At 31.4% G+C, this 25,025-nt stretch carries 22 protein-coding genes; 8 read left to right on the top strand and 14 right to left on the bottom strand.

Annotated elements, in window-relative coordinates; all coding sequences use genetic code 11:
• Positions 1-92 precede the first annotated feature (92 nt).
• From ftsZ to mraZ, 13 genes are read right to left on the bottom strand one after another with little or no spacing between them, the layout of a single operon-like run.
• Entirely contained in the window at positions 93-1,991 is a 1,899-nt protein-coding gene (gene ftsZ, locus OD91_RS10660) for a cell division protein FtsZ (RefSeq protein WP_144896372.1), read from the bottom strand.
• 39 nt (positions 1,992-2,030) lie between these two features.
• Positions 2,031-3,359 (bottom strand): cell division protein FtsA, encoded by a 1,329-nt coding sequence (ftsA, locus tag OD91_RS10655; RefSeq protein WP_144896371.1) that lies wholly within the window; start codon positions 3,357-3,359, stop codon positions 2,031-2,033.
• Positions 3,360-3,365: 6 nt separating this feature from the next.
• Positions 3,366-4,085 (bottom strand): cell division protein FtsQ/DivIB, encoded by a 720-nt coding sequence (locus OD91_RS10650; RefSeq protein WP_144896370.1) that lies wholly within the window; start codon positions 4,083-4,085, stop codon positions 3,366-3,368.
• Between the two features lie 14 nt (positions 4,086-4,099).
• Positions 4,100-5,434, bottom strand: coding sequence for a UDP-N-acetylmuramate--L-alanine ligase (gene murC, locus OD91_RS10645; protein WP_144896369.1), 1,335 nt, complete (start codon positions 5,432-5,434; stop codon positions 4,100-4,102).
• Entirely contained in the window at positions 5,431-6,525 is a 1,095-nt protein-coding gene (gene murG / locus OD91_RS10640; RefSeq protein WP_144896368.1) for an undecaprenyldiphospho-muramoylpentapeptide beta-N-acetylglucosaminyltransferase, read from the bottom strand. Before murG ends, murC begins: the two co-directional genes overlap by 4 nt.
• Positions 6,509-7,699 carry an FtsW/RodA/SpoVE family cell cycle protein gene (locus OD91_RS10635; RefSeq protein ID WP_144896367.1) on the bottom strand — a complete coding sequence of 397 codons (1,191 nt, stop codon included), beginning with the start codon at positions 7,697-7,699 and terminating at the stop codon, positions 6,509-6,511. Before OD91_RS10635 ends, murG begins: the two co-directional genes overlap by 17 nt.
• A gap of 5 nt (positions 7,700-7,704) precedes the next feature.
• Positions 7,705-9,039 (bottom strand): UDP-N-acetylmuramoyl-L-alanine--D-glutamate ligase, encoded by a 1,335-nt coding sequence (murD, locus tag OD91_RS10630; RefSeq protein ID WP_144896366.1) that lies wholly within the window; start codon positions 9,037-9,039, stop codon positions 7,705-7,707.
• Position 9,040: 1 nt separating this feature from the next.
• On the bottom strand, positions 9,041-10,267 hold the full coding sequence (gene mraY / locus OD91_RS10625; protein ID WP_144896365.1) for a phospho-N-acetylmuramoyl-pentapeptide-transferase: 1,227 nt from the start codon (positions 10,265-10,267) through the stop codon (positions 9,041-9,043).
• Complete coding sequence (locus OD91_RS10620; protein ID WP_144896364.1) at positions 10,268-11,734, bottom strand: UDP-N-acetylmuramoyl-L-alanyl-D-glutamate--2,6-diaminopimelate ligase; 1,467 nt, start codon at positions 11,732-11,734, stop codon at positions 10,268-10,270.
• Entirely contained in the window at positions 11,735-13,699 is a 1,965-nt protein-coding gene (locus OD91_RS10615; RefSeq protein WP_144896959.1) for a penicillin-binding protein, read from the bottom strand. It abuts the gene before it with no gap.
• A gap of 58 nt (positions 13,700-13,757) precedes the next feature.
• Positions 13,758-14,084 (bottom strand): FtsL-like putative cell division protein, encoded by a 327-nt coding sequence (locus tag OD91_RS10610; protein WP_144896363.1) that lies wholly within the window; start codon positions 14,082-14,084, stop codon positions 13,758-13,760.
• 60 nt (positions 14,085-14,144) lie between these two features.
• Entirely contained in the window at positions 14,145-15,044 is a 900-nt protein-coding gene (gene rsmH, locus OD91_RS10605) for a 16S rRNA (cytosine(1402)-N(4))-methyltransferase RsmH (protein ID WP_144896362.1), read from the bottom strand.
• Positions 15,031-15,498 (bottom strand): division/cell wall cluster transcriptional repressor MraZ, encoded by a 468-nt coding sequence (mraZ, locus tag OD91_RS10600; protein ID WP_144896361.1) that lies wholly within the window; start codon positions 15,496-15,498, stop codon positions 15,031-15,033. The genes rsmH and mraZ overlap by 14 nt, the downstream gene beginning before the upstream one ends.
• Positions 15,499-15,703: 205 nt before the next feature.
• Here mraZ and OD91_RS10595 point away from each other — a divergent pair, with 205 nt between their 5' ends.
• From OD91_RS10595 to OD91_RS10570, 6 genes are read left to right on the top strand one after another with little or no spacing between them, the layout of a single operon-like run.
• Entirely contained in the window at positions 15,704-16,468 is a 765-nt protein-coding gene (locus tag OD91_RS10595) for an alpha/beta fold hydrolase (RefSeq protein ID WP_144896360.1), read from the top strand.
• Between the two features lie 5 nt (positions 16,469-16,473).
• The gene (gene yihA / locus OD91_RS10590; protein ID WP_144896359.1) at positions 16,474-17,085 is read left to right on the top strand and encodes a ribosome biogenesis GTP-binding protein YihA/YsxC; all 612 of its coding nucleotides are present in this window, start codon (positions 16,474-16,476) and stop codon (positions 17,083-17,085) included.
• Between the two features lie 6 nt (positions 17,086-17,091).
• Positions 17,092-17,775, top strand: coding sequence for an RluA family pseudouridine synthase (locus OD91_RS10585; RefSeq protein WP_144896358.1), 684 nt, complete (start codon positions 17,092-17,094; stop codon positions 17,773-17,775).
• 34 nt (positions 17,776-17,809) lie between these two features.
• Positions 17,810-18,844 (top strand): alkane 1-monooxygenase, encoded by a 1,035-nt coding sequence (locus tag OD91_RS10580; protein WP_144896357.1) that lies wholly within the window; start codon positions 17,810-17,812, stop codon positions 18,842-18,844.
• A 5-nt stretch (positions 18,845-18,849) separates the two neighbouring features.
• Positions 18,850-19,584, top strand: coding sequence for a nitroreductase family protein (locus OD91_RS10575; RefSeq protein ID WP_144896356.1), 735 nt, complete (start codon positions 18,850-18,852; stop codon positions 19,582-19,584).
• Between the two features lie 11 nt (positions 19,585-19,595).
• Complete coding sequence (locus OD91_RS10570) at positions 19,596-20,279, top strand: DUF6624 domain-containing protein (RefSeq protein ID WP_144896355.1); 684 nt, start codon at positions 19,596-19,598, stop codon at positions 20,277-20,279.
• Here OD91_RS10570 and OD91_RS10565 read toward each other — a convergent pair whose 3' ends face one another.
• A complete protein-coding gene (locus OD91_RS10565; protein ID WP_144896354.1) occupies positions 20,280-22,664 on the bottom strand; it encodes a penicillin acylase family protein in 2,385 nt (794 codons plus the stop codon).
• A 73-nt stretch (positions 22,665-22,737) separates the two neighbouring features.
• Here OD91_RS10565 and OD91_RS10560 point away from each other — a divergent pair, with 73 nt between their 5' ends.
• Positions 22,738-23,886: a DegT/DnrJ/EryC1/StrS aminotransferase family protein gene (locus tag OD91_RS10560; RefSeq protein ID WP_144896353.1), complete on the top strand. Its 1,149-nt coding sequence runs from the start codon at positions 22,738-22,740 to the stop codon at positions 23,884-23,886.
• 43 nt (positions 23,887-23,929) lie between these two features.
• Entirely contained in the window at positions 23,930-24,937 is a 1,008-nt protein-coding gene (gene galE / locus OD91_RS10555) for a UDP-glucose 4-epimerase GalE (protein WP_144896352.1), read from the top strand.
• Positions 24,938-25,025 lie beyond the last annotated feature (88 nt).

The following is a 25,025-nucleotide window of genomic DNA, read 5'->3' as shown; positions in this document are numbered from 1 at the left end:
GTTTACGCCGATTGAAAAAAAACATAAAAAAAACCGCACTAAAATTTTAGTGCGGTTAATAAAGGGTAAGACTTACCCATCTAATCTAGGGGTTAATCCACATTGTCATGTAAAAAAGAATTGTTTGAGTTTAATTGAATATCATCATTCTCTGTACTCAAAGTAGTTTTAGACTTACTAATAGCATTGTTTTGGTCTAAATCTACACCCATTCTTTTATAAGCTGGCTGACGTTCTATATCATCTATGTTTTTATTTACTTGCTCTGTAAATTTATAATTGAAACCTTTCATTTTCTCACGTCTTAGTTCTGCTCTATTTTCCAATTCTGCAATTGTTAAACTCAACGGAGACACTTCTTCACTTTCAGTTTCTATCTGATTAATTTCGTTTTGTGGAGTTGCAGTTTTTAATTCGAAATTTAATCCTTCTTCAACTTCCACTACTTCATCTGATTTAGAAATTGTAGAACTTTTACCAATAGTAGGCTGCACTTCAAAATCTTCTAAAACAAATCTTGTTTCTTCAACCTCTTCTTTCTCAGCAACAATCTCTTGCTCATCAAGAACTTCTACTTGATTTATTTCTTCCGCAGTAATTTCGTGTACTATTTCTTCTTCTGCAGTAACTTCTTCAAAAGAATTTAATGGTAAATCAAATAATAAATCTGCCTGAACTTCAAGTTTTTCTTCTACTACTGGTGCTTCAATAGTTGTAGCGTTGGTGATAACAAAATCGTCTTCAGAAACTTCTTCAACAACTTCATCAAAAACAACATTAATGTTTTTAATTGCTTCTGTTGTTTGGATTAAAGGGTTTGTTTCTTCAACTACTTCTTCAACATTATCTTCTAAAACATGCACTATTTTCTTTTCAACACTTGGAGCAATTGGTTCTTCTAATACTGATGCTTTTTCAACCTTTTTATCTTCAAAATCATAGGTTGCTTTTTGTTCGCCTTCTAGCGTATGAATTATTTTTTTAGCTTCAGTATTGGTAATTGTATTTTGTTGATCTGCTGCAAAACCTGTAGCAACAATTGTTACGGAAATAGCATCACCTAATTCTTCATCTTCACCAATACCCATAATTATATTAGCATCATATCCAGCTTCAGTTTGAATAAAATCATTGATTTCTCCAATTTCATCTAAGGTAACCTCACTGCCACCAGAAACAATTAAAAGCAGTACATTTTTAGCGCCTGTAATTTTATTATCATTTAATAACGGAGAATCTAACGCTTTTACAATCGCATTCTTAGCTCTATTAGTTCCTTCTTCTTTTGCAGAACCCATAATTGCTGTTCCACTATTAGACAGTACCGTTTTAGCATCGTGTAAATCTATATTTTGCTTATAGTGATGTGTAATTACTTCTGCAATTCCTTTTGCTGCAGTAGACAACACTTCATCTGCTTTAGAAAAACCTGCTTTAAAACCAAGGTTTCCATATACTTCACGAAGTTTATTATTGTTGATTACGATTAAAGAATCTACATTATTACGTAATTGATCAATTCCTAATTGAGCTTGTTTCGAGCGCATTCTCCCTTCAAACTGAAATGGCATAGTAACAATTCCTACTGTTAAAATATCCATATCCTTGGCAATCTTAGCAATAATTGGCGCAGCACCAGTACCTGTTCCTCCACCCATACCAGCAGTAATAAATACCATCTTGGTTTGCGTGTTTAACATTTGCTGAATTTCTTGCATGCTTTCTTTAGCTGCCTTCTCTCCTACTTCTGGATTTGCTCCAGCTCCTAAACCTGATGTTAAGTTTACACCTAACTGAATTTTGTTTGGAATTGGACTGTTTTCTAATGCCTGAGAGTCTGTATTACAGATTACAAAATCTACCCCTTTAATATGTTGGGTAAACATGTGATTTACTGCATTACTTCCACCACCACCAACACCAATCACTTTTATGGTATTAGATTGTGCTTTAGGCATTTCAAACGAAATGTTATTGAAATCTGCGCTCATAATAACTTTTCAATTTTAATTGTTTATTAATTATATATTTTATTCTGCGTTGTCTAAAAAATCTTTTAATCCGTCTGTGAATTTCTCAAAGAAAGATTTCTTTTTAGGCTGTTTTTTCTCTACTGGTTTTTCTTCTTCTACGGCTACATTTTCTTCTGTTGAAGTTTCAATTTCTTCAACAACTTCTTCTTCAGCCTCTTCTCTTGCATGATTTTCTAATCCTTCCATTAACAACCCAACTGCAGTTGCATAAGACGGACTAGAAAGTGATTCATCAGATTCTCCTGCTAAATGTTCGTTTGGATAGCCTATTCTTGCATCCATTCCGGTAATATATTCTACTAACTGACGTAAATGGTTTAATTGTGAACCACCACCAGTAAGTACAATCCCTGCAATTAATTTTCCTTTTGCAGTTTCGTGACCGTAATTTTTTATTTCTAAATACACATGCTCAATAATTTCTTGAACCCTAGCATGTATTATTTTTGATAAATTCTTTAAAGTAATTTCTTTAGGTTCTCTTCCTCTAAGTCCTGGAATAGAAACAATTTCTGTTTCTTTATTTTCTCCTGGCCATGCAGATCCAAACTTTATTTTTAATAATTCAGCTTGCTTTTCTATAATAGAACAACCTTCTTTAATATCATCTGTAATTACATTTCCACCAAAAGGAATTACTGCTGTATGACGAATGATTCCGTCTTTAAAAATGGCTAAATCTGTTGTTCCACCACCAATATCAATCAAAGCTACACCAGCTTCTTTTTCTTCTTGACTTAATACTGCTGATGCTGAAGCTAATGGTTCTAAAGTGATATCCGCTAGATTTAAACCGGCACTTTTTACACAACGACCAATATTTCTGATTGATGAAACTTGTCCAACAACTACATGAAAATTAGCTTCTAAACGCCCACCGTACATTCCGATTGGCTCTTTGATATCCGCTTGAGAATCCACTTTAAATTCTTGTGGTAACACATGAATAATTTCTTCTCCTGGCAACATCACTAATTTATGAACTTGATTTACTAAATTCTCAATATCGTTTTCATCAATTACTTCATCTGCATTTGCTCTTGTGATATAATCACTATGATGCAAACTTCTAATATGCTGTCCAGCAATACCAACTACAACTTCATCTATCTTAGTACTAGAAACACTTTCCGATTCATCAACAGCTTGTTGAATAGATTGTATGGTTTGTGTAATATTACTTACCACACCACGTTTTACACCTAAACTTTTAGCCTTACCTATTCCTAAAATCTCTAATTTACCGTACTCGTTTTTACGACCAATCATGGCAACAATTTTGGTAGTACCAATGTCTAAACCAACTGCTATTTTATTGTTTTCCATTTTGATTTATTTTGTACACACAACTTGATTGTGATATTTTACGTTTATAGTTTTATACTTTTTTATGGTTTTATCTACAAATGTTTTGTTGTAAAACGCTTTTAGTTTTCTAAATTTTAAACTTGCCTCTTCAATTTTTCCAAACTCAATTTTATAATCACCACTCCTAGTTGTAAAAAAATATTCTTTGTTCTCTAATTTTTGAATGGCAACTATTTCTTTTTTCAAAAAGTCATCATTCAAAATTAATTCCATCAACTGCATAATTTCCGCAATATCACTCTCACTTTTCACTCCAGAAACCAACGGAACACGTGCTGAATAATTTAAAGACAGAGGAACTTTCACTCCTTGCTTATCAATGTAGTAAGAGGTACTACCATCAACAATCCTTATTATTGGTGTTCGTTGTTTTATCGTTGATTTTAACTCACCTTTTATTGTTAAAAAAACCGAAGCATTTTCTATATAAGGGTTCATTAAAACCTTTTTCTCCAACTTATGTAAATCTATTACAGTTTTTGCTTGTTTTTTAACGTCATCAAAGTTTTGTATTAACAATTTATTAACCATCGAATGAGTTAGAAAATAGTTTACCTCTTCTTTAAACTCAATATCAACTTTTATGATTTTCTTATTCATATTCCTATGAACAGAAAACCCATACAAAAATAGCAACAAACCTAGCAACAACAATAAACCTGTATGTGGTAAATACTTTTTCAAATTTCTAATTTTTGTTATTTTTCTAATTCATTTTGGATTTCGTCTACCATCATTCCAATATCTCCAGCACCTAAAATGGTAATAATTTTTGCAGATGATTTTTTAATATCTTCAATCAACATTTTTTTTGTTGATAATTGTTTCTTTTTTAAATTAATTTTTTTCAATAACCAGTCAGATGTTACCCCTTCAAGTGGCAATTCTCTGGCTGGATAAATATCTAATAAAATAACTTCATCAAATTTTGATAATGCATTTGCAAATTCTTCTACAAAATCTTTTGTTCTGCTAAATAAATGGGGTTGAAAAACTGCTAAAGTTTTTTCATTAGGATACATTTCTCTTACTGAATTTTCTACTGCATTTATCTCAGTCGGATGATGTGCATAATCATCAATCAACACCAAATCATCGGTTTTAATTTTATAAGAAAATCTTCTTCTAACTCCTTTAAAAGTTTTTAGCTGTTCTTTAATTTTCGGCAAGTCAATTCCATAAACATCTGCCATTGCCAATGCAGCTAAAGCATTCATTACATTGTGTTTTCCAGGTAGATGAAACTCAATATTTTTTATTTCAGAATTTGGAGTCTCAACATCAAAAACATATCGACCATTGTTTATTTTAATATTGTGCGCTTTATAATCCGCAGATTCATTTATTGCGTAGGTAATTCCGTTAATAGGTAATCCTTTTGCAATGATTAATTTTTCTGAAACCTTAGCGGCAAATTCTTTAAACGAATTTTCTAAACTTTCTGCTTCACCATAAATATCTAAATGATCTGCATCCATAGATGTTATACATGCAATATTTGGAGATAATTGTAAAAACGACCTATCAAATTCATCAGCTTCAACTACGGTAATTTTATCTTCACCAAGAATTAAATTTGACTGATAATTCTCTGCAATGCCCCCTAAAAATGAAGTTGCTAAACTAGGTTGCATTATATGCCCTAAAATTGAAGATGTTGTTGTTTTTCCATGCGTACCAGCAGCGGCAAAACAAAAGGTGTTTTCTGTTACTTTACCTAAAACTTCTGCACGTTTTAAAACAGTAAAACCAGCTTCAATAAAATAATTTAATTCAATATGTTCTTTTGACACAGCAGGTGTATATACCACAAGTGTTTTTTTCTGATCTAAAAATTGACCTGGAATGTTTTCTACACCATCTTTAAAATGAATCTCGACACCTAAACTTTCTAACGAATTTGTGATATCTGTAGCTGTCTTATCATATCCGGCAACCTTTTTCCCATTTGCTGCAAAATATCTTGCAAGAGCGCTCATACCGATTCCTCCGATACCTATAAAATAAACGTTTTCTATACTTTTAAAATTCACTTATTTAACAGCTTTTCAATTTCGTTTACAATATCTGATGTTGCACTAGGCAACGCTAATTCTTTAATATTTTCTGACAAACTTTGTTGCTTTCCTTCGTCTTTTAAAAGTGTTTCAAATACAATTGGAAATGTTTCCAACTCACTTTCTTTAATTAAAATAGCACCATGTTTATCTGCAATAGATTTTGCATTTTTAGTTTGATGATCTTCTGCTACATTTGGAGAAGGAATAAAAATTGTTGGTTTCCCTACAATGCATAATTCTGATACCGAACTTGCGCCAGCTCTAGAAATTATTACATCCGAAGCTGCATATGCTAAATCCATTCTGTTTAAGAATTGATGTACTTGAATTGCGTCAAATTCATTATACTTTTCATAATCATTCACATATAATTTACCACATTGCCAAACAACTTGTACCTCTTGATTTTTAAAAAAATCTAATTGACTTTCTATTAATTGATTTACTCTTCTTGCTCCTAAACTCCCCCCTAAAACCAATACTGTTTTCTTATCTTTTTTAAGTTTAAAAAACGAATTTGCTTCTTCAACTTTTGTATGTATAGACAATAAATCTTGTCTTACTGGATTCCCAGTTTTAATGATTTTATTCTCTGGAAAAAAACGCTCTAAATGATCGTAAGCAACACAAATTTTTTGTGCTTTTTTACTCAATAATTTATTCGTAATTCCTGGATATGAATTCTGTTCTTGAATTAAAGTTGGTATCTTTTTCCTATTCGCTGCCATTAAAGTTGGTCCGCTCGCAAACCCGCCTGTTCCGATAGCAACATCAGGTTTGAAATTTCTAATAATTGAATTTGCTTTCCACAAACTACTGATTAATTTAAATGGAAATGATAAATTTTTTAAGCTTAGTTTTCTTTGAATTCCAGAAATCCACAATCCTTTAATTTCATATCCCGCTTGAGGAACTTTTTCCATCTCCATTTTATCTTTTGCGCCAACAAATAAAAAGTTAGCTTCTGGATAACGTAATTTTAATTCATTCGCAATCGCAATCGCTGGATAAATATGTCCGCCTGTTCCACCTCCAGAAATTATGATGTTAATCGATTGTTTCATGGAGTATATCTAAAGGGTTATCATCTAAAATATCTTCTTCTGTCTCATCTTTTGATGCACTCACACTTAATATCATTCCAAGTGCAAAACAGGTCATCCAAATTGAAGTTCCTCCACTACTTATAAGCGGTAGTGTTTGACCAGTAACGGGAAAAATATTTGTTGCTACCGCCATATTAATTGTTGCTTGAAATATGATTGGAATACCAACTCCCAAAACCAATAATGTTCCGAAAATTGTTGTGGTTTTCCGTACCACAATAAAAATTCTAAAGAGTAATAAAAAGTAAATAAATACAATTACAAATCCACCAATTAAACCGTATTCTTCTACTATAATTGCATAAATAAAATCTGAAGATGATTGAGGTAGAAAATTCTTTTGCACACTTTTACCAGGACCTTTCCCAACAATTCCACCCGTTGCGACTGCTATCTTTGCTTTTTCTACTTGATAACTTTCAGACCCGTCTGCTTTGGAAAAATTCTCAATTCTACTTTGCCAAGTATTTACTCTATTTGGCATTGCATCAGGAAACACTTTTGCTATCAGAATAAAAAAGGTTAACGCAACAATTCCTATTCCTAAAATAAATGCGATATATTTTAATGGGTAACCACCAATAAAAGTGATTAATAATATCATTGAAAAAATTATAGCCGTAGTAGAAAAATTTGCAGGTAAAATCAATATCAATACTGCTGCAACTGGCAACCAAAGTTGTAATAAACTTTCTTTAAACTGAATTTCTCTTTCTTTGTTTTTTGCTAAATATCTAGACACATAGACCATCAACACCAAACCTGCCAATGTGGATGTTTGAAAACCAATACCAACAAACGGAATACGAATCCATCTACTTGCATTTGCCCCTCCAATGGTTGTGCCTTGTGCTAACGTAAAAATCAGTAGAATAACAACTACTGGTAACATTATAACTGAACCGCCACTAAAATATCTATACGGAATTTTATGAACGCCATAAATAATAGCAAAACCCATTATTAACAGCACCATATGTTTAATTAAATATCCTAAAGTAGATCCAGAACCTACACCATATACTAAGTTTGTGCTTGCGCTATAAACTGGCATAAAGGAAAGTATTGCCAAAACAGCTACAATTGCCCAAATGGTTTTATCACCTTTTATATGTTGTAAAATGGTTTTCATTCTTTTTATAAACCTCTAACTGCCGCTTTAAATTGACGTCCTCTATCCTCGTAATTATTAAATAAATCAAAACTTGCACATGCAGGCGATAATAAAACAGTATCTCCTTTTTCTGATATTTTTTTAGCCACTTTTACTGCTTCTTCAGCTCCTGCTGTTTCTACAAAAACATCTACAACATTCCCAAACGTTTCTAAAATCTTAGAATTATCTACGCCTAAACAAACAATAGCTTTTACTTTTTCTCTTACTAATGGCATTAAATCTGTATAATCATTTCCTTTATCTACACCACCAACTATCCAAACTGTAGGAGTTTTCATACATTCCAAAGCATAAAAAGTTGCATTTACATTGGTAGCTTTGCTATCATTAATAAACTGCACACCTCTAATTTTTTGAACATTTTCTAAACGATGTTCTACACCTTCAAAGTTTGATAAGCTTTCTGCAATATTTTGCTTTCTTACATTCAATAATTGCGCAGACAACGTGGCAGCCATTGCATTTTTAATATTATGATTTCCTTGTAATGATAACTTAGTTAATGGCATCTTGAATTGTTTGGTATTAATAATTGTTATTATGTTTTTATCTTTTAAAAAAGCACCAAATTCTAATTCTCTTTTTATAGAAAAAGGTATTAATGTTGCTTTTGTTTTATTGTTTTTTAACCAAGTATTAATCGCATCATCATCAGCATCGTATATTAAAAAATCATCAGGGGTTTGATTCTGACTGATTCTAAACTTTGACGCGATATACTTGTTGTAATCGTAATCATATCTATCTAAATGATCTGGAGAAATATTGGTTATTATGGCAATGTGTGAATTAAACTTCTCGATTCCATCTAATTGAAAACTACTTAATTCTAACACATAGTTTTTATGGTTTTGTTCTGCAATTTGAAGCGCAAAACTATCACCAATATTACCTGCCATTCCAACATGAATCCCACTAGATTTTAAAAGATGATGCGTTAGCATTGTTGTGGTAGTTTTACCATTAGAACCTGTAACTCCAACAATAGTAGCATCTGTAAATTGTGATGCAAACTCTATTTCTGAAATAACTAGAATACCTTTTTTTAGTAACGTTTGAACTAAGGCTACTTTATCTGGAATTCCAGGGCTTTTCATCACAACATCAGCATTAAAAATCTCACTTTCTGTATGCTGATTCTCTTCAAAATCTATCTCATTATTTAAAAGAACTTCTTTATATTTATTTGATATACTTCCTTTATCTGAAACAAAGACTTTATATCCTTTTTGCTTTCCTAAAATAGCTGTACCAACTCCACTCTCTCCACCTCCTAAAACAACTAGTTTTTTCACACTATCTTAATTTTAGAGTTACAATTGTTAGCACTGCTAGCAAAACACCAACAATCCAAAAACGTGTAACAATTTTACTTTCGTGATAACTTAATTTCTGATAATGATGATGTAAGGGTGACATTTTAAAAATTCGTCTTCCTTCACCATATTTTTTTCTTGTGTATTTAAACCAAGAAACTTGTAACATCACTGATAAATTTTCTACAACAAATACTCCAGCAAGAATTGGCAACAACAATTCTTTTCTAATTGCTATTGCTATTACTGCGATAATTCCACCAATTGTTAAACTCCCTGTATCTCCCATAAATACTTGTGCTGGATACGTGTTGTACCAAAGAAAACCTATTAAAGCTCCTGCAAAAGCAAGTATAAAAACTGTCATTTCTCCCGATTTAGGGATATACATTACATCTAAATAATCTGCGAAAATGATATTACCCGAAACCCATGCAAAAACCGCGAGCGTAATTACCATAATGGCTGATGTTCCTGCTGCTAAGCCATCTATTCCGTCTGTTAAATTTGCCCCATTAGAAATTCCCGTCACTATAAAAACAACAATAAAAATGAAGACAATCCAACCATACTTTTGATAATCATCACCTAAAAAACTTAATGCTTTTGCGTAATCTAATTCGTTGTCTTTTAAAAACGGAACTGTCGTTTTTGTTGACTTTTCTGCATCTCCAAAAACTTTTATTTTACCATTAGCTTGCTCTATTTGTTCTGCTTTTGGCAATTGTTCTTTCATGGTTACATCTGGATGGAAATAAAGCATCGAACCAACGATAATTCCTAATCCAACTTGACCTAAAACTTTAAACTTCCCTTTTAAACCTTGCTTGTCTTTTTTAAATACTTTTATATAATCATCAGTAAAACCAATTAACCCCATCCAAACTGTGGTAATCAATAAAATGATGATGTAAATATTTTCTAATTTCGCTAATAATAACACAGGAATTAAGGTTGCCATAATGATAATAATTCCACCCATAGTTGGAGTTCCTGCTTTTTCCGCTTGTCCTTCTAAACCTAAATCACGTATACTTTCTCCTACCTGTTGTTTTTGTAAAAACCTAATAATTTTCTTACCGAAAATAGCAGAAATCAATAATGAAACAATAAAAGCAGCAGCTGCACGAAAAGTGATAAATTGAAACACACTAGCTCCCGTAAGATTAAATTGTTCTTCTAAATATTGAAATAAATAATACAGCATTTATAATTTTTTTAGTTGGTTAAAACATTCTGTAACTATTTCCATATCATCAAAATGAAAACGTTCTCCGTTTATTTCTTGATAATTTTCATGCCCTTTTCCTGCGACTAAAACAATATCTCCTGGTTCAGAAAATTTACAAGCTGCTTTTATTGCTTGTTTTCTGTCTAAAACCGATAATGTTTTTTTATAATTTTCTGGCGAAACTCCAACTTCCATTTCATCAATAATGGTTTGTGGATTTTCTGTTCTTGGATTGTCTGAAGTAAATATTGCTTGATTACTTAATTGAGAAGCTATATGCGCCATTTTTGGTCTTTTAGTTTTGTCTCTATCGCCACCACATCCTACAACGGTAATCACTTTTTCGTTACCAGTTCTTATATCATTAATTGTTTCTAACACATTTTTTAAAGCATCTGGTGTATGTGCATAATCTACAATTCCCGTAATATTTTCTTTTGAAATTGTATACTGAAAACGTCCACTTACACTTTCTAACTCACTTATTATCCGCAAGACTTCTAATCTTTCGAGTCCTAATAATTGGGCTGTTCCTACAATTGCTAATAAATTATAGATATTAAATTCTCCTATCAATTTCGTCCACACTTCTATTCCATTAACATTTATTAATGTTCCGGAAAAACGTTTTTCTAAAATCTTAGCCTTATAATCTCCTATGGTTTTTAATGCATACGAATATTTTTTTGCTTTCGAATTTTGCAGCATAAAACCAGCATTCTTATCATCAATATTTATTAATGCAAATGCCGTTTTTGGTAACTCATCAAAGAATATTTTTTTAGTGTCTCTATATTCTGCAAATGTGTTGTGATAATCTAAATGATCGTGGGAAAGATTTGTGAAAATTCCACCTGCAAAATGTAAGCCAGCAGTTCTTTTTTGATGAATCCCATGAGAACTTACTTCCATAAAACAATAGGCCACACCAGCTTCAACCATCGTATCTAAATATTGATTGATTGTTACAGAATCTGGAGTAGTATGGGTTGCTTTATACTCAACCTCATCAACCATAATTTTTACGGTAGATAGTAAACCAACTTTATATCCTGCTTTCTTAAAGAGTTGATACAACAATGATGCAACGGTAGTTTTACCATTAGTTCCTGTAACACCAACTAACTGTAAATTTGTTGAAGGGTTTTCGAAAAAATTAGAAGCCATTATAGCTAATGCTGAATTTGAATTTTCAACTTGCACATAGGTAATTCCTTCATTTTTATCTTTAGGAATATCTTCACAAATGATAGACGTTGCTCCTAACTTTATGGCTTTTTCGATATATTCATGACCATCTACCAATGTTCCTTTTAATGCTATAAAGACAGTATTTTGTTCAGTTTTTCTAGAATCAAATACAATGCTTTTCACACCAATATTTGTATCGCCAAAAACAGCATTTACAGAAACCTTATATAATATATCTTTAAGTATTTTCAATTAGGTTAACTTTAGAGTTATGGTTGTTCCTTTTTTTATTTTTTGTCCTTTCGATAAAGATTGATAAGTAACTTTTCCTGTACCCGTAAAACGGACTTTCAATCCAATATTTTCTAACAATGAAATCGCATCCATACCAGACATTCCTTTAACATTTGGAATTGTATTATTTGTATTAGTTAATGCGTTTCCATATTTATTAAACAACTTATCTAATGCTGATATCTGCACATTATCATCAACAGATTGTACATCAACAGGTGTTGTGGTGTATATTTTTTGAGCAATTTCTTTAAATACTGGCGCAGCAACTATGGCTCCATAATATCCTTTTTCTTTCTTCGGATCATGAACCACAACAATGCAAGAATATTTAGGATTTTCAACTGGAAAAAAACCTGCAAATGACGCTACATAGTGTTTATTTGAATAATGACCAGAAATGGTTTCTCCTTTATTATTTTTATGTCTTGGAATGTATTTTTTAGCAGTTCCTGTTTTTCCTGCCATAGAAAAGTTTGGTGAATAAATATTATCTGCAGTTCCTTTAACAACCACATTTTCCATCACTGTCTTTATTTTCTTTATGGTTTCTTTAGATGCAATTCTTGCGTTTACAATTTCAGTCTCATAAACTTTTTCTACTTTATCTTCTCTTCTTAACTCTTTAATAAAACGAGGCTTTACCATAACTCCATCATTTGCAACAGCATTATAAAACATTAATGTTTGTAAAGGAGTTACTGAAACCCCATAACCCCATGCCATCCATTCTAAAGAAATTTTATTCCAACGTTTTTTGTTTTTTGGAGTTGGCACAAATGGCTTTCCTTCTCCTTTAATTGGTAACCCTATTTTTTTTGTAAACCCGTACTCTTTTATTTTTGATATAAATTTTTCAGGCTTTTCATCGTAATGTTTTTTAATCAGTTTTACGATACCCACATTAGAAGAAACTTCAAAAACTCTAGCCGCAGAAATTTTTCCGTATCCACCACGCTGAGAATCTTCTACTTTTCTATTATGAATATATATTCTACCTTTTTCTGTATCAACAACTGTTGATGTGTCTATTACTTTATCATCTAAAGCCGCCATTAAACTAGCTAGTTTAAATGTTGAACCTGGTTCATGACTTTCCCAAATAGCATAATTTCTTTTTTCAAAATATTTACCATCAGAGGTTCTACCAAGATTTGCAATTGCTTTTATCTCTCCTGTTTTGGTTTCCATCACCACAGCACAACCATGATCTGCCTCAAAATGTTCTAATTGTTGCAATAAAGCGTGATGTGTAATATCTTGAATATTCACATCGATGGTAGTAATTACATCATGACCATCAATTGGTTCTTTTTCGTTTACATCATTAATAGGCTTCCATTGTCCTTTTGCAATTTTCTGCTTCCAACGTACACCATTTTCTCCTTTCATATGATTTGCATACGCTCCCTCTAACCCTGCATCACCTCTAAAATCGTGATAACCAATAGTTCTTTCTGCAATTTTACCAATAGGATGCGCTCTTACAGTTTTGTGTTCAGCAATAAACCCACCTCTATAAACTCCCTTTCTAAAGATGGGAAATTGCTTCATTTTAATATAATCGTTGTACCCAACATTTCTTGCTATTAATAAATACCTATTTCTACTTTTTTTAGCATTTCTTAATCGTTGCTCATAATGTTCTGTAGTTTTTCCGAACATTTTTGACAATTCTTTTGACAACTCTAAAACATTGGCATAAAATATTTTGTCTTTTACAGCAACTGCATCCATTCTAATGGTATACTTAGACATAGACGTTGCTAATAAATTTCCATCAGCAGCATACACATTTCCTTTATTTGCATAAACAGTGTCTTGCTTTATATTTCTTTCGGTAGAAAGCCTCTTATATTTCTCTCCCTGAATGTATTGTAAATTAAAAACTCTAAAGATTATTGCCAATAAGAAAAGCGTCATAAAAGCAGCTACAATGTAGAATTTGTTAAGTATGCTTTTCTTGTGGGTTGCCAATGTATTAGTCTTTAAATATTACTTTTATCTTTTTAGGTGGTGTTTTAGCAGCTTTCAATCCAATTGCAGCTACTTTACTTTTTATATTAGATTCCATTTTCATTTGCATTAAAATATTTCCGGTATCTATATATTCTGCTCTTAACTCTCTTTTTTCTTTATTAAGATTTGAAATTTGTATTACTTTTTTATCTGCCTTATGAGCACTAGAAATCATTATTAGCAAAAGAGCAACGATAAAAATTAATATCCGCCAGTTTTTAAAAGCCGATTCATCTGTAAGGAAATTTCCTTTTAGAATACCGTATACACTTTTTTTCACCTTGGACATAAATACGCTTTATGCTCTAAGCATTATGTTTTTGACTTATTATCGTCAATAACTTAACCCTTATTGCTTTAATCTTGCTACTCTTAATTTAGCGCTGCGAGCCCTATTGTTTATGTTAACTTCCTCTGGGGTAGGCGCTATTAACTTTCCAACTTTTTGCAACGGTTCACTTGTGTTTCCAAAAAAATCTTTTTCGGGCTCGCCACTAAATAATCCTGTTCGGATATATCGTTTCACCAATCTGTCTTCTAATGAATGATAAGAGATTACACTTAACCTTCCATCTTCTTTTAACAATCCTGGTGTTTGTTCTAAAAATTCTTTAAGCACATCCAACTCTTCATTTACTTCTATTCTAATTGCTTGGAATATCTGTGCTAATATTTTATGTTCTCTTGCTTTTGGAAGAAATCTCTTAAGCACTTCTCTAAGCTGAAAACTTGTTTCTATTTTCTCATCTTCTCTAGCTTCTACAATTGTTCTTGCAATATTTCTAGAGTTTCTTAATTCTCCATACAAAAACAGAATGTTTGCTAATCTTTCTTCATCATACTTATTGATGATTTCTTTTGCAGACACTTTAGATTTCTGATTCATTCTCATATCTAAATCTCCATCAAAACGGATTGAAAAACCTCTTTCCGCTTCATCAAATTGATGAGATGAAACTCCTAAATCTGCTAAAATTCCATCTACCTTTTTAATATTATGAAACCTCAAAAACCTAGAAATAAATCGGAAGTTTTCTGGAATTAACACAAAACGATCGTCGTTTATATTATTTTCCAAAGCATCTGGATCCTGATCAAATCCAAACAACTTTCCTTTATCTCCTAGCCTTTTCAAAATCTCTCTAGAATGTCCGCCGCCACCAAAAGTAACATCAACGTACACCCCATCTTTTTTAATGTCTAAGGCATCTATACTCTCATGTAAAAGAACTGGGTTATGATAACTCATCACTATCTGTATTGCCCATTACTTCTTCTGCTAAATCAGCAAAATCCACCGCAGCGTCGTCGATAGCTTTTTCATATTTCTCCTTATCCCAAACTTCAATAATATTCACTGCCGAAGACAAAACAATTTGTTTTTGAATCCCTGCAAACTGACATAAATCTTTTGGAATTAGTATTCTACCGGAAGCATCCAATTCTACCATTTTCACACCAGCAGTAAACCTTCTAATAAAATCATTATTCTTTTTCACAAACCTGTTTAACTTGTTGATTTTCTCCATCATCAAATTCCATTCTTTCATCGGATACAATTCCAAACAAGGCTGAAAAACTGCTCTTTTTACCACAAAACCATCTTGCAACACAGGCGCCAATTGCTTTTTAAAGGCAGATGAAAACATCATCCTCCCTTTAGCATCAGCTTTACATTCGTATGTTCCAATTAGGTTTATCAACTATTGAGAATTTTCCATAAGCCTCAAAAATATAAAATATTTACCACTTTTTACCACTTTTTACCACTTTATTGCAATTTCCTATCATTTGAAATCAAAAACCGAGAGATTAGCGGACAAGAGCTTTAAAATTGATCGCAAATAATAAAAGTGAATATTTGATAAAAAAAAGTTACATTTGTCGTTACGTCAAACCAAAAATTTAATGACTGAAAAATTAAGGACTGAAGGAGATTTTACGTTTGCAGAAGCTGGTGAAGGTCAAGCTATAGTTGTACTTCATGGTTTAATGGGAGCTTTAAGTAATTTTGAACATACTTTTTCTCATTTTCCTAAAAACGGATATAAAGTTTTAATTCCTGAATTACCTCTTTATACACTTCCCTTAATAAAAACGAATGTCAAGAATTTAGCAAAATACCTTCATGAATTTATTGAATATAAAAAGCTAAATAAAGTTGTTTTATTAGGGAATTCTTTAGGCGGTCATATTGCTTTGTATTACCTAAAACATTATCCAGAAGATGTTGCGGCACTTGTTCTAACAGGAAGTTCTGGTTTGTATGAAAAATCTATGGGAGACAGTTTCCCCAAAAGAGGAAACTACGATTATATTAAGCAAAAAGCAGAAGAAGTTTTTTATGATCCAAAAATTGCAACCAAAGAATTGGTTGATGAGATTTTTGTTACCGTAAATGACAGAATGAAAGCCTTAAAAACATTGTCGATTGCAAAAAGTGCAATTAGACATAATATGGCTGCTGATATTCCTAACATGAAACAACCTACTTGTTTAATTTGGGGAAAACAAGACGGTGTTACACCACCAGAAGTTGCTGAAGATTTTCACAAACTTTTACCCGATTCAGATTTATTTTGGATTGATAAATGTGGGCACGCAGCCATGATGGAAACCCCAAAAGAATTCAATCAAATTCTACAAGACTGGCTTAGTTCTAGAAATATTTAGTTCCAATGAAAATTAAATCGGCAGAATTTATAATGAGCAATAGTAATGTTACTAAAGCTCCCAAAGATAGACTTCCAGAATACGCTTTTATTGGACGATCTAATGTTGGTAAATCTTCGCTCATCAATATGTTAATGGAGCGTAAAGATTTGGCGAAAATCTCTGGAAAACCAGGAAAAACTCAGCTTATTAATCATTTTAAAATAAATAATAATTGGTTTTTAGTAGATTTACCTGGCTATGGGTATGCTAAAGTTTCTAAAAAGAAAAGAACCATATTTCAATATTTCATAGAAAATTACTTCAAAGAAAGAGAGCAATTGGTTTGTACTTTTGTCTTAATTGATTCCAGACATGATCCGCAAAAAATTGATTTGGAATTCATGAAGTTTCTAGGTGAAAATCAAATTCCTTTTTGTATCGTTTTTACAAAAGCTGATAAATTAGGAAGCTCTAAATTAAACAAACAAATAACTTCTTATAAAAAGAAATTACTTCAACATTGGGAAACATTACCAATAAATTTCTTAACCTCATCTTCAACAGGTTTAGGACGTAAAGAATTTTTAGATTTTATTGATGGCGTAAACGAAGATGTAGCTAAAGATTTTAAATAATCAACAATGCATTCTCACAAAGACAATTTACAGGTTTTATTTGAAGACAATCATATTATTATTGTCAATAAAAGAGCAGGTGATATTGTACAAGGTGATAAAACTGGTGACAAACCGTTAAGCGATGTTGTTAAGGAATACATCAAAGAAAAATACAATAAACCAGGTAATGTTTATCTCGGTACGGTTCATCGATTAGACAGGCCCACAACTGGAATTGTAATTTTTGCAAGAACTTCAAAAGCACTAGAGCGATTAAATAAAATGCTCCGTGAAAAAACCATCAAAAAAACATATTGGGCAGTTGTAAAGAATCAACCAAAAAAAGCAGCAGATACTTTAATTCATTTTTTAAAGAAGAATCCAAAAAATAATAAATCGACTTCTTTTATTAAGGAAACTGATGGAAGTAAAAAAGCAATACTTCACTACAAAACTCTAAAAAAATTAGACAACTATTATCTATTAGAAATTGATTTAGAAACAGGTAGACATCATCAAATTAGAGTACAACTATCCTCTATTGGAAGCACAATAAAAGGTGATTTAAAGTACGGAGCTAAAAGAAGTAACAAAGACGGAAGCATTCATCTACATGCTAGAAAAATTGAGTTTGTCCACCCAATTTCGAAAGAAAATATTTTTATAAAAGCGCCAACACCAAAAGAAGCTATTTGGAGCGCATGCTAGATATTACTATCTTTAGAGAAACATTTATCACTTAATGAAAGCTCTAAAATATTTATCTATTTTCATACTCCCCGTAACAGCATATATCTCTTTTAATTCTTATGGTTGGCTTTGCCATTTACCTTTTATTATTTTTTTTATAATAATGCCTTTAGTGGAATTAATTTTTAAACCTAACAAGTACAATTTCACAAAAGACGAAGAAAAAAAGGAGAAAGAAAATAAAATTTACACTGCTATTTTATACGCTACAGTACCTATACAATTTATATTTCTATATCTATTTTTTGATGCAGTACAAGACGTTAATTTATCAAATCTAGAGCTTATAGGAAGAATTATTTCTATGGGATTATTATGCGGTGCCATTGGCTTAAATGTTGGACATGAATTAGGACATAGAAATAATCGATTTGATGAGTTTTTAGGAGAATTACTACTTCTCACCTCTTTAAATGCACATTTTTTACCGTATCATAATGCAGGACATCATTTTAATGTAGCCACACCAAAAGACGCTGCTACTGCTAGAAAAAATGAACTGATTTACACTTTTTATATACGCTCTCATTTCTCTAGTTATTTTCAAGCATGGAATTTAGAAAATAAACGATTAAAAGAAAGTAATAGAAGTTGGTTTCATCTTCAAAATAGAATGGTTATATACACTCTTTGCAACATTCTTATCTTAAGTAATATTTATTATTTTTTAGGAATTTTTGTACTGCTCGCTTTTATTGCAGCAGCTGTTTTTGGAATTATACAATTAGAAACCGTAAATTATATAGAACACTACGGTTTACTTAGAAATAAAAATGATCACGGTCGTTTTGAACGGGTGAAAAGAACGCACTCTTGGAACTCCGACCATGCCATTGGGCAGGCAATGTTGTTTAATTTATCACGTCATTCAGATCATCATTATAACGGAGCAAAACATTATCAATTATTAAAGTCTTTACCAGAAAGTCCGCAAATGCCAACAGGATATCCTGGAATGATGATTTTATCATTATTCCCACCACTTTGGTTTAGATTAATGAATAAAAAACTAGAAGAAATTTCTTAAAATTTATGTCAGAAAAAACAGTTTCAGAAGCTATACACTATAGACGTTCTGTAAGAATTTACGATGCTGAAAAACCAATTGACAAATCGATTGTTAAAAAATGTTTAGAGCAAGCTAGTTTAGCTCCAACTAGTAGCAATATGCAGTTGTGGGAGTTTTATCATATAACTTCAAAAGAAACCATTGATAAAATTGCACCAATGTGTTTTAATCAGAATGCTGCAAAAACAGCACAACAATTAGTGGTTTTTATAGTGAGAAAGGATTTATGGAAAAAACGTGCAAAAGCTAATTTAGGTTTCATGGATAAGGTGTTCGGAAAAAACAATCCAAAATCTGAACAACGTGGAAGAGAAAAAGTAGCCAGAAATTATTACGGAAAAATAATTCCGTTTGCGTACACAGAATTTTTAGGTATTCTTGGTTACTTTAAATATTTAATGATTTTAATTACAGGTTTATTTAAACCCATGTATCGAGAAGTTAGAAATAGCGATATGCGAATTGTAGCTCATAAAACGTGTGGTTTAGCTGCACAAACATTTATGCTATCTATGGCAGCAGAAAACTATGACACATGCCCAATGGAAGGTTCGGATACTTGGCGCTTAAAAAAATTACTTAAACTGCCTTATGGTTCTGAAATAAATATGATTGTATCTTGCGGAATCAGAAAGCCAGAAGGTGTTTATGGCGATCGTTTTAGAATTCCTTTTGATGAAGTTTATAAGGAAAGATAAAAACTAGTATTATGAAAAAAATTATTTTATTAATTTTCCTTATTCACTTTACAACATCATGTAAAAGAAAAATAAACAAAGAAGCTTTAAAAAAAGAACTAGACAGTATTTATAATGTTGACCAAACATTTAGATATTTATTAAACAGTCCTACTAAAAATTATAAAAAATTCCTTAAAGAACAAGGATATACTTTAGAGGAATTTCAAAAAAAGAAGTGGGTTATCATAAATAAACATGATAGTTTAAATCAAATTAAAGTTGAGTCAATAATCAAAAAAAATGGATACCCAGGAAAAAGTTTAGTAGGAGAACCAACCAATAAAGCTGCATGGTATGTAATTCAACATTCTAGAAAGAATATTATTGAAAAACACTTTACTTTAATTGAAAAAGCAGGTAAACAAAAAGAAATACCTATGACTTTAGTAGCAATGATGCAGGATAGATTATTAATGTATCAAAAAAAAGAACAAATTTATGGTACTCAAGCTTCAGGTAGAGAAATTAAAAACAATAAAACAGGAAAAATAGAATGGAAATATTTTATTTGGCCAATTAAAAATCCTGAAAAAGTTAATGAACTTAGAAAAGCCATTGGTTATAAAAATACAATTGAAGAATATGCTCAAAGTATGGATATAGTTTATAAAAAACTAACACTTGATCAGGTTATAAATCAAAATCATCAATAACTATTTCTTCGGCTTCAAAATCAACACATTTTTACTTTTCCTAATATCAGACGCATTAAGTCTCATTTTTACAAACTCACCATTTAAATACTTTTGAGCTTGATCTTTATAATGCTCACTAGCTCTATTTCCGGATTGTCCAGTAGGTAAAATTGCTAAGCTATTTTCTACATCAGAAAAATCTACAATTCTACGTGTTGATGGACCTGCTTTTATTTTATAATACCCAGTAGAATCAATATTAAATATCTGATTATTAATCACCTGATCTCCACCAATAGTTTCAAATGGCCCAACATTAAAATATTTTCTTAGTAAACCGCCAGCTTTTCCTATAGCATGTTCATACTCAACAGAAGCAACTCTATTCCATGTCCAATTATCTACATTTTCTCCTAATTGATTTTGTAAAAACGTAAATGTATTTACAAATGATTTATTAATAATTTCTTGCTTACTTTCTACTGTATCCTTCGTAGAAATATCATCCCACCAAATCGATTTTTCTTTTTCTGCTTGAACTGGTAAAACTTTTTCTACAAAAGGTGTATTTACAAACTGATTAAAAGATTTACCCATTTCATCAGCAAATGTATTTTTCTGAAACTCATATACAAATCGATTATAAATAACTGGAGCAACTTCATCTTTATTATAATTTCCTTTCCAAGTTTTTAAATAATTTATGGCAATTTTCTGACTTGCAGAAAAATCAGAGTCGTCTAAATAATTTAATAAACTTTTAATCACAACTGGTGCCGTTGGAGAAACAACATCGTATAACATGGTTGCTACATCTTCTTTTGTGAAGTCGTTTTTAGCTTCTAATAACTCTACAATTCGTTTTGCTCTATTTTCGGCTAAGTAATAACCAGGATATAACATTCCTGCTATAGAATCTGGCTGATTATTGGCAGAATACACATATCCCCAAGGCGGATTTATTGATTGCGGATTTTTATTAAAATCTAAATATTCTACAATTTCATCTTTTCCAGAGGTTCCATCTAAAAAAGTTTTTGTGTATAAAGAATCTCTGTATTTATACAACTTTCCTGAAGCAAACCAAGCTACATTATCTTTTGCATCACCATACATCATATTTAAACCTGGCGCATGTAATTTTTTTGCACCTTCTTTAAATTCTGCTAAAGATGTAGCGTGTGATATCTCATAACCAACATCTAATAATTTATTTTGATGTTTTGTATAAATCCATTGCATGGCAATTGGACGTTCATCATCAAGAAAATCAATAACACCATTCATAAGAGGTCCATGTTTACTCACTTTTATTTGATACACAGAATCTTTTTCTCCTTTTATTTTAATCCGTTTTTCTCTAATGTCATATTTCACATATCCATTAGGAGTTTGATATTCCATCTCATTCTCTGGATTATTTTTTTCTAAGTAAAAATCTACATCATCATTCTCAAACATCGTTAAACCATATGCATAATTTCTGTTATGTCCCAATAAAGGAAAAGGTGATAATGCCAGATTAAATCCATACATCTCATAATTTGGCGTTTTTATATGTGATTGATACCAAACTGAAGGTTGTGAAAATCCAATGTGAGGATCATTTGCGAAAATCACTTTTCCATTCTTTGTTTTTTCAGGAGCAATCACCCAAGAATTACTTCCTATAAAAGGAGAAATTGGAAGCTTATCGTATAAACCACTTATTGCTTTCGCAAAATCGCCTTTTATTTTATCGTCTTTACTGCTTTTTATATAGGTTAGGTTTTCTGTCTCCGCACCTATCAATTCATTAAAATATGCTAATCCTAATTTTTCTTTTACTTCAGTTAACATAGGGTCAGTTTTATGAGCAACAGCAAAACTAAAGGCCATATAACCAAAAACACTATACACATCTTTAATGGTATATTTTTCTTTTTTTAGACCAATCAGCGTAAATTCTAAAGGTGTTTTTCCATTTTCGATATACTGATTTATTCCATCCAAATAAGCCATAACATATTGATATCTTTCACTTGTTTTATCTAATTCTGCAATAGTTTTTTCCGAAGCTTCTTCAATACCTAATCCAGAGAAAAACTTATCCGTACGTATCAATTCTTTTCCAAAAAGCTCTGACAATCTACCAGCAGCAATTCTTCTAATTAACTCCATTTGCCACAATCTATCTTGCGCATGTACATATCCAAAAGCCGTATATGCATCTTTTTGATTTTGAGCATTTATATGTGGTACGCCAATATCATCAAAATAAACAGTAACTTCATCAGTTAAATTTGCAATCTCTAACTCACCATTATACATCGGCGAAAAACTTCTCAAATAGAAGAAAAGACCAACAATAACTATTAAAATTAAAGCAACAGCAATTTTTAAAAATTTTTTAATCAACTTCATTTTTTATTCGGATTTTACCCAAAGATAAGAGAAATTTAATTTGTATTTTTGATGTTGTAAATTCACTTTCAGAATGAAAAAAATTCAAATGGTTGACTTACAAGGTCAATATCAAAAAATAAAAGAAACGGTTGATAACTCTATTCAAGAAGTTCTAAATTCATCAGCATATATTAACGGTCCTTATGTTAAAGAATTTCAAGCTGATTTAGAAAAATATTTAGATGTAAAACATGTAATTCCATGTGCTAACGGAACCGACGCATTGCAAATTGCTATGATGGGTTTAGGTTTAGAACAAGGAGATGAAGTAATTACTGCTGATTTTACTTTTGCTGCAACTGTAGAAGTGATTAGCTTATTAAAATTAACACCCGTTTTAGTTGATGTTGAACCAGATACATTTAATATTGATATTGATGCGTTAAAAAAAGCAATTACGCCAAAAACCAAAGCAATTATTCCTGTTCATTTATTTGGGCAAGTTGCCAATATGGACGCTGTTATGGAAATTGCCGAAGCACATAATTTATTTGTTATTGAAGATAATGCACAAGCAATTGGGGCAGATTACACTTTTAAAGATGGTTCTAAAAAGAAAGCTGGAACTATAGGGCATGTTGGAACAACGTCATTTTTCCCTTCTAAAAATTTAGGATGTTATGGTGATGGTGGTGCTATTTTTACTAATGATGATGAATTAGCCCACACATTACGCGGCATGGTAAATCATGGAATGTACAAACGTTACTATCATGATGTTGTTGGTGTAAATTCAAGATTAGATTCTATTCAAGCAGCTGTTTTAAAAGCAAAATTACCCTTATTAGATTCCTATTGTGAAGCTCGAAGAAATGCGGCGCGTTTTTATAACAATACATTCGCTAACAATCCGAATATTATAACTCCAACTACCAGTTCTTGTAGAGAAATTTGTGACACTTGTAATTGCCATGTTTTTCATCAATACACCTTAAAAATCACAAACGGAAAAAGGAACGAATTACATCAACATTTATTAGATAATGGTATTGCAAATGCTATCTATTATCCTGTTCCTTTACATGCTCAAAAAGCATATAAAGATGATCGTTATGATGAAAATGATTTTAAAATAACTAATCAATTAATTGATGAAGTTATTTCTCTACCAATGCATACCGAATTAGATACTGAGCAATTGGAGTTCATAACTAAGACAATCAACGATTTTTTAAAATAAATTAAGTAATTTAGCTGGCTAATTCGAACTTTTTAAACAAACAATGAAAAGAATATTAGTTACAGGCGGATTAGGCTTTATAGGATCGCATACCGTTGTAGAATTACAAAACTCAGGTTTTGAGGTAGTTATTATTGACGACTTATCAAACTCAAAAATTGAAGTTTTAGATCAAATTACTTCCATTTCTGGCACAAAACCAGATTTTTATCAAATTGATTTACGTGTAAAAAAAGATGTGCAACATTTTTTTGAAAACAATACTGTAGATGGAATTATCCATTTTGCGGCTTCAAAAGCGGTAGGCGAAAGTGTAAATGAGCCTCTAAAATATTACGAAAATAACATCACAACTTTGGTGTATATTTTACAAGAAATGAAGAATAGAAAAATAGATAACTTTATTTTTAGTTCTTCATGTACAGTTTATGGTCAGGCAGATCAATTACCAATTACGGAAAGCGCGCCTACAAAACCTGCTGAATCTCCATACGGAAACACCAAACAGATTGGCGAAGAAATCATTAAAGAAAGCTGTGGTTCTTATAACTTAAACGCAATAGCATTACGTTATTTTAACCCTATTGGAGCACATGAAAGTATTAAAATTGGCGAATTACCATTAGGTGTTCCTCAAAATTTAATTCCTTTTGTTACACAAACAGCAGCAGGAATCAGAAAAGAATTATCTGTTTTTGGAGATGATTATGATACTGTAGATGGAACTGCTGTAAGAGATTATATACATGTTGTAGATTTAGCAAAAGCACATATTGCTGCTTTATCTAGATTAATTGAAAAAAGAAATAAAACTAATTTCGAGTTTTTTAACGTTGGGACTGGAACTGGAAGCTCTGTATTAGAAGTAATACAATCTTTTGAAAAAGCAACAGGAAAACCTTTAAATTACAAAATTGTAGGACGTAGAGCTGGTGATATTACAGCTGCGTATGCAGACACTACAATAGCCAACAAAGAACTCAATTGGAAGACAGAAAAAACACTTGATGAAGCCCTACTTTCCGCATGGAAGTGGCAAGAAAAGCAATAATTCATTTTTTTTTAGTATTTTTAACTTGCATTTGTCCCCAAATGAATATTCTTATCAATCATAAGGTATATGTACTTGTTGAGACTTT

Source organism: Lutibacter sp. Hel_I_33_5 (genome assembly GCF_007827455.1).
Classification (GTDB): Bacteria; Bacteroidota; Bacteroidia; order Flavobacteriales; family Flavobacteriaceae; genus Polaribacter.
This window is presented reverse-complemented; position numbering and strand designations above follow the sequence as displayed.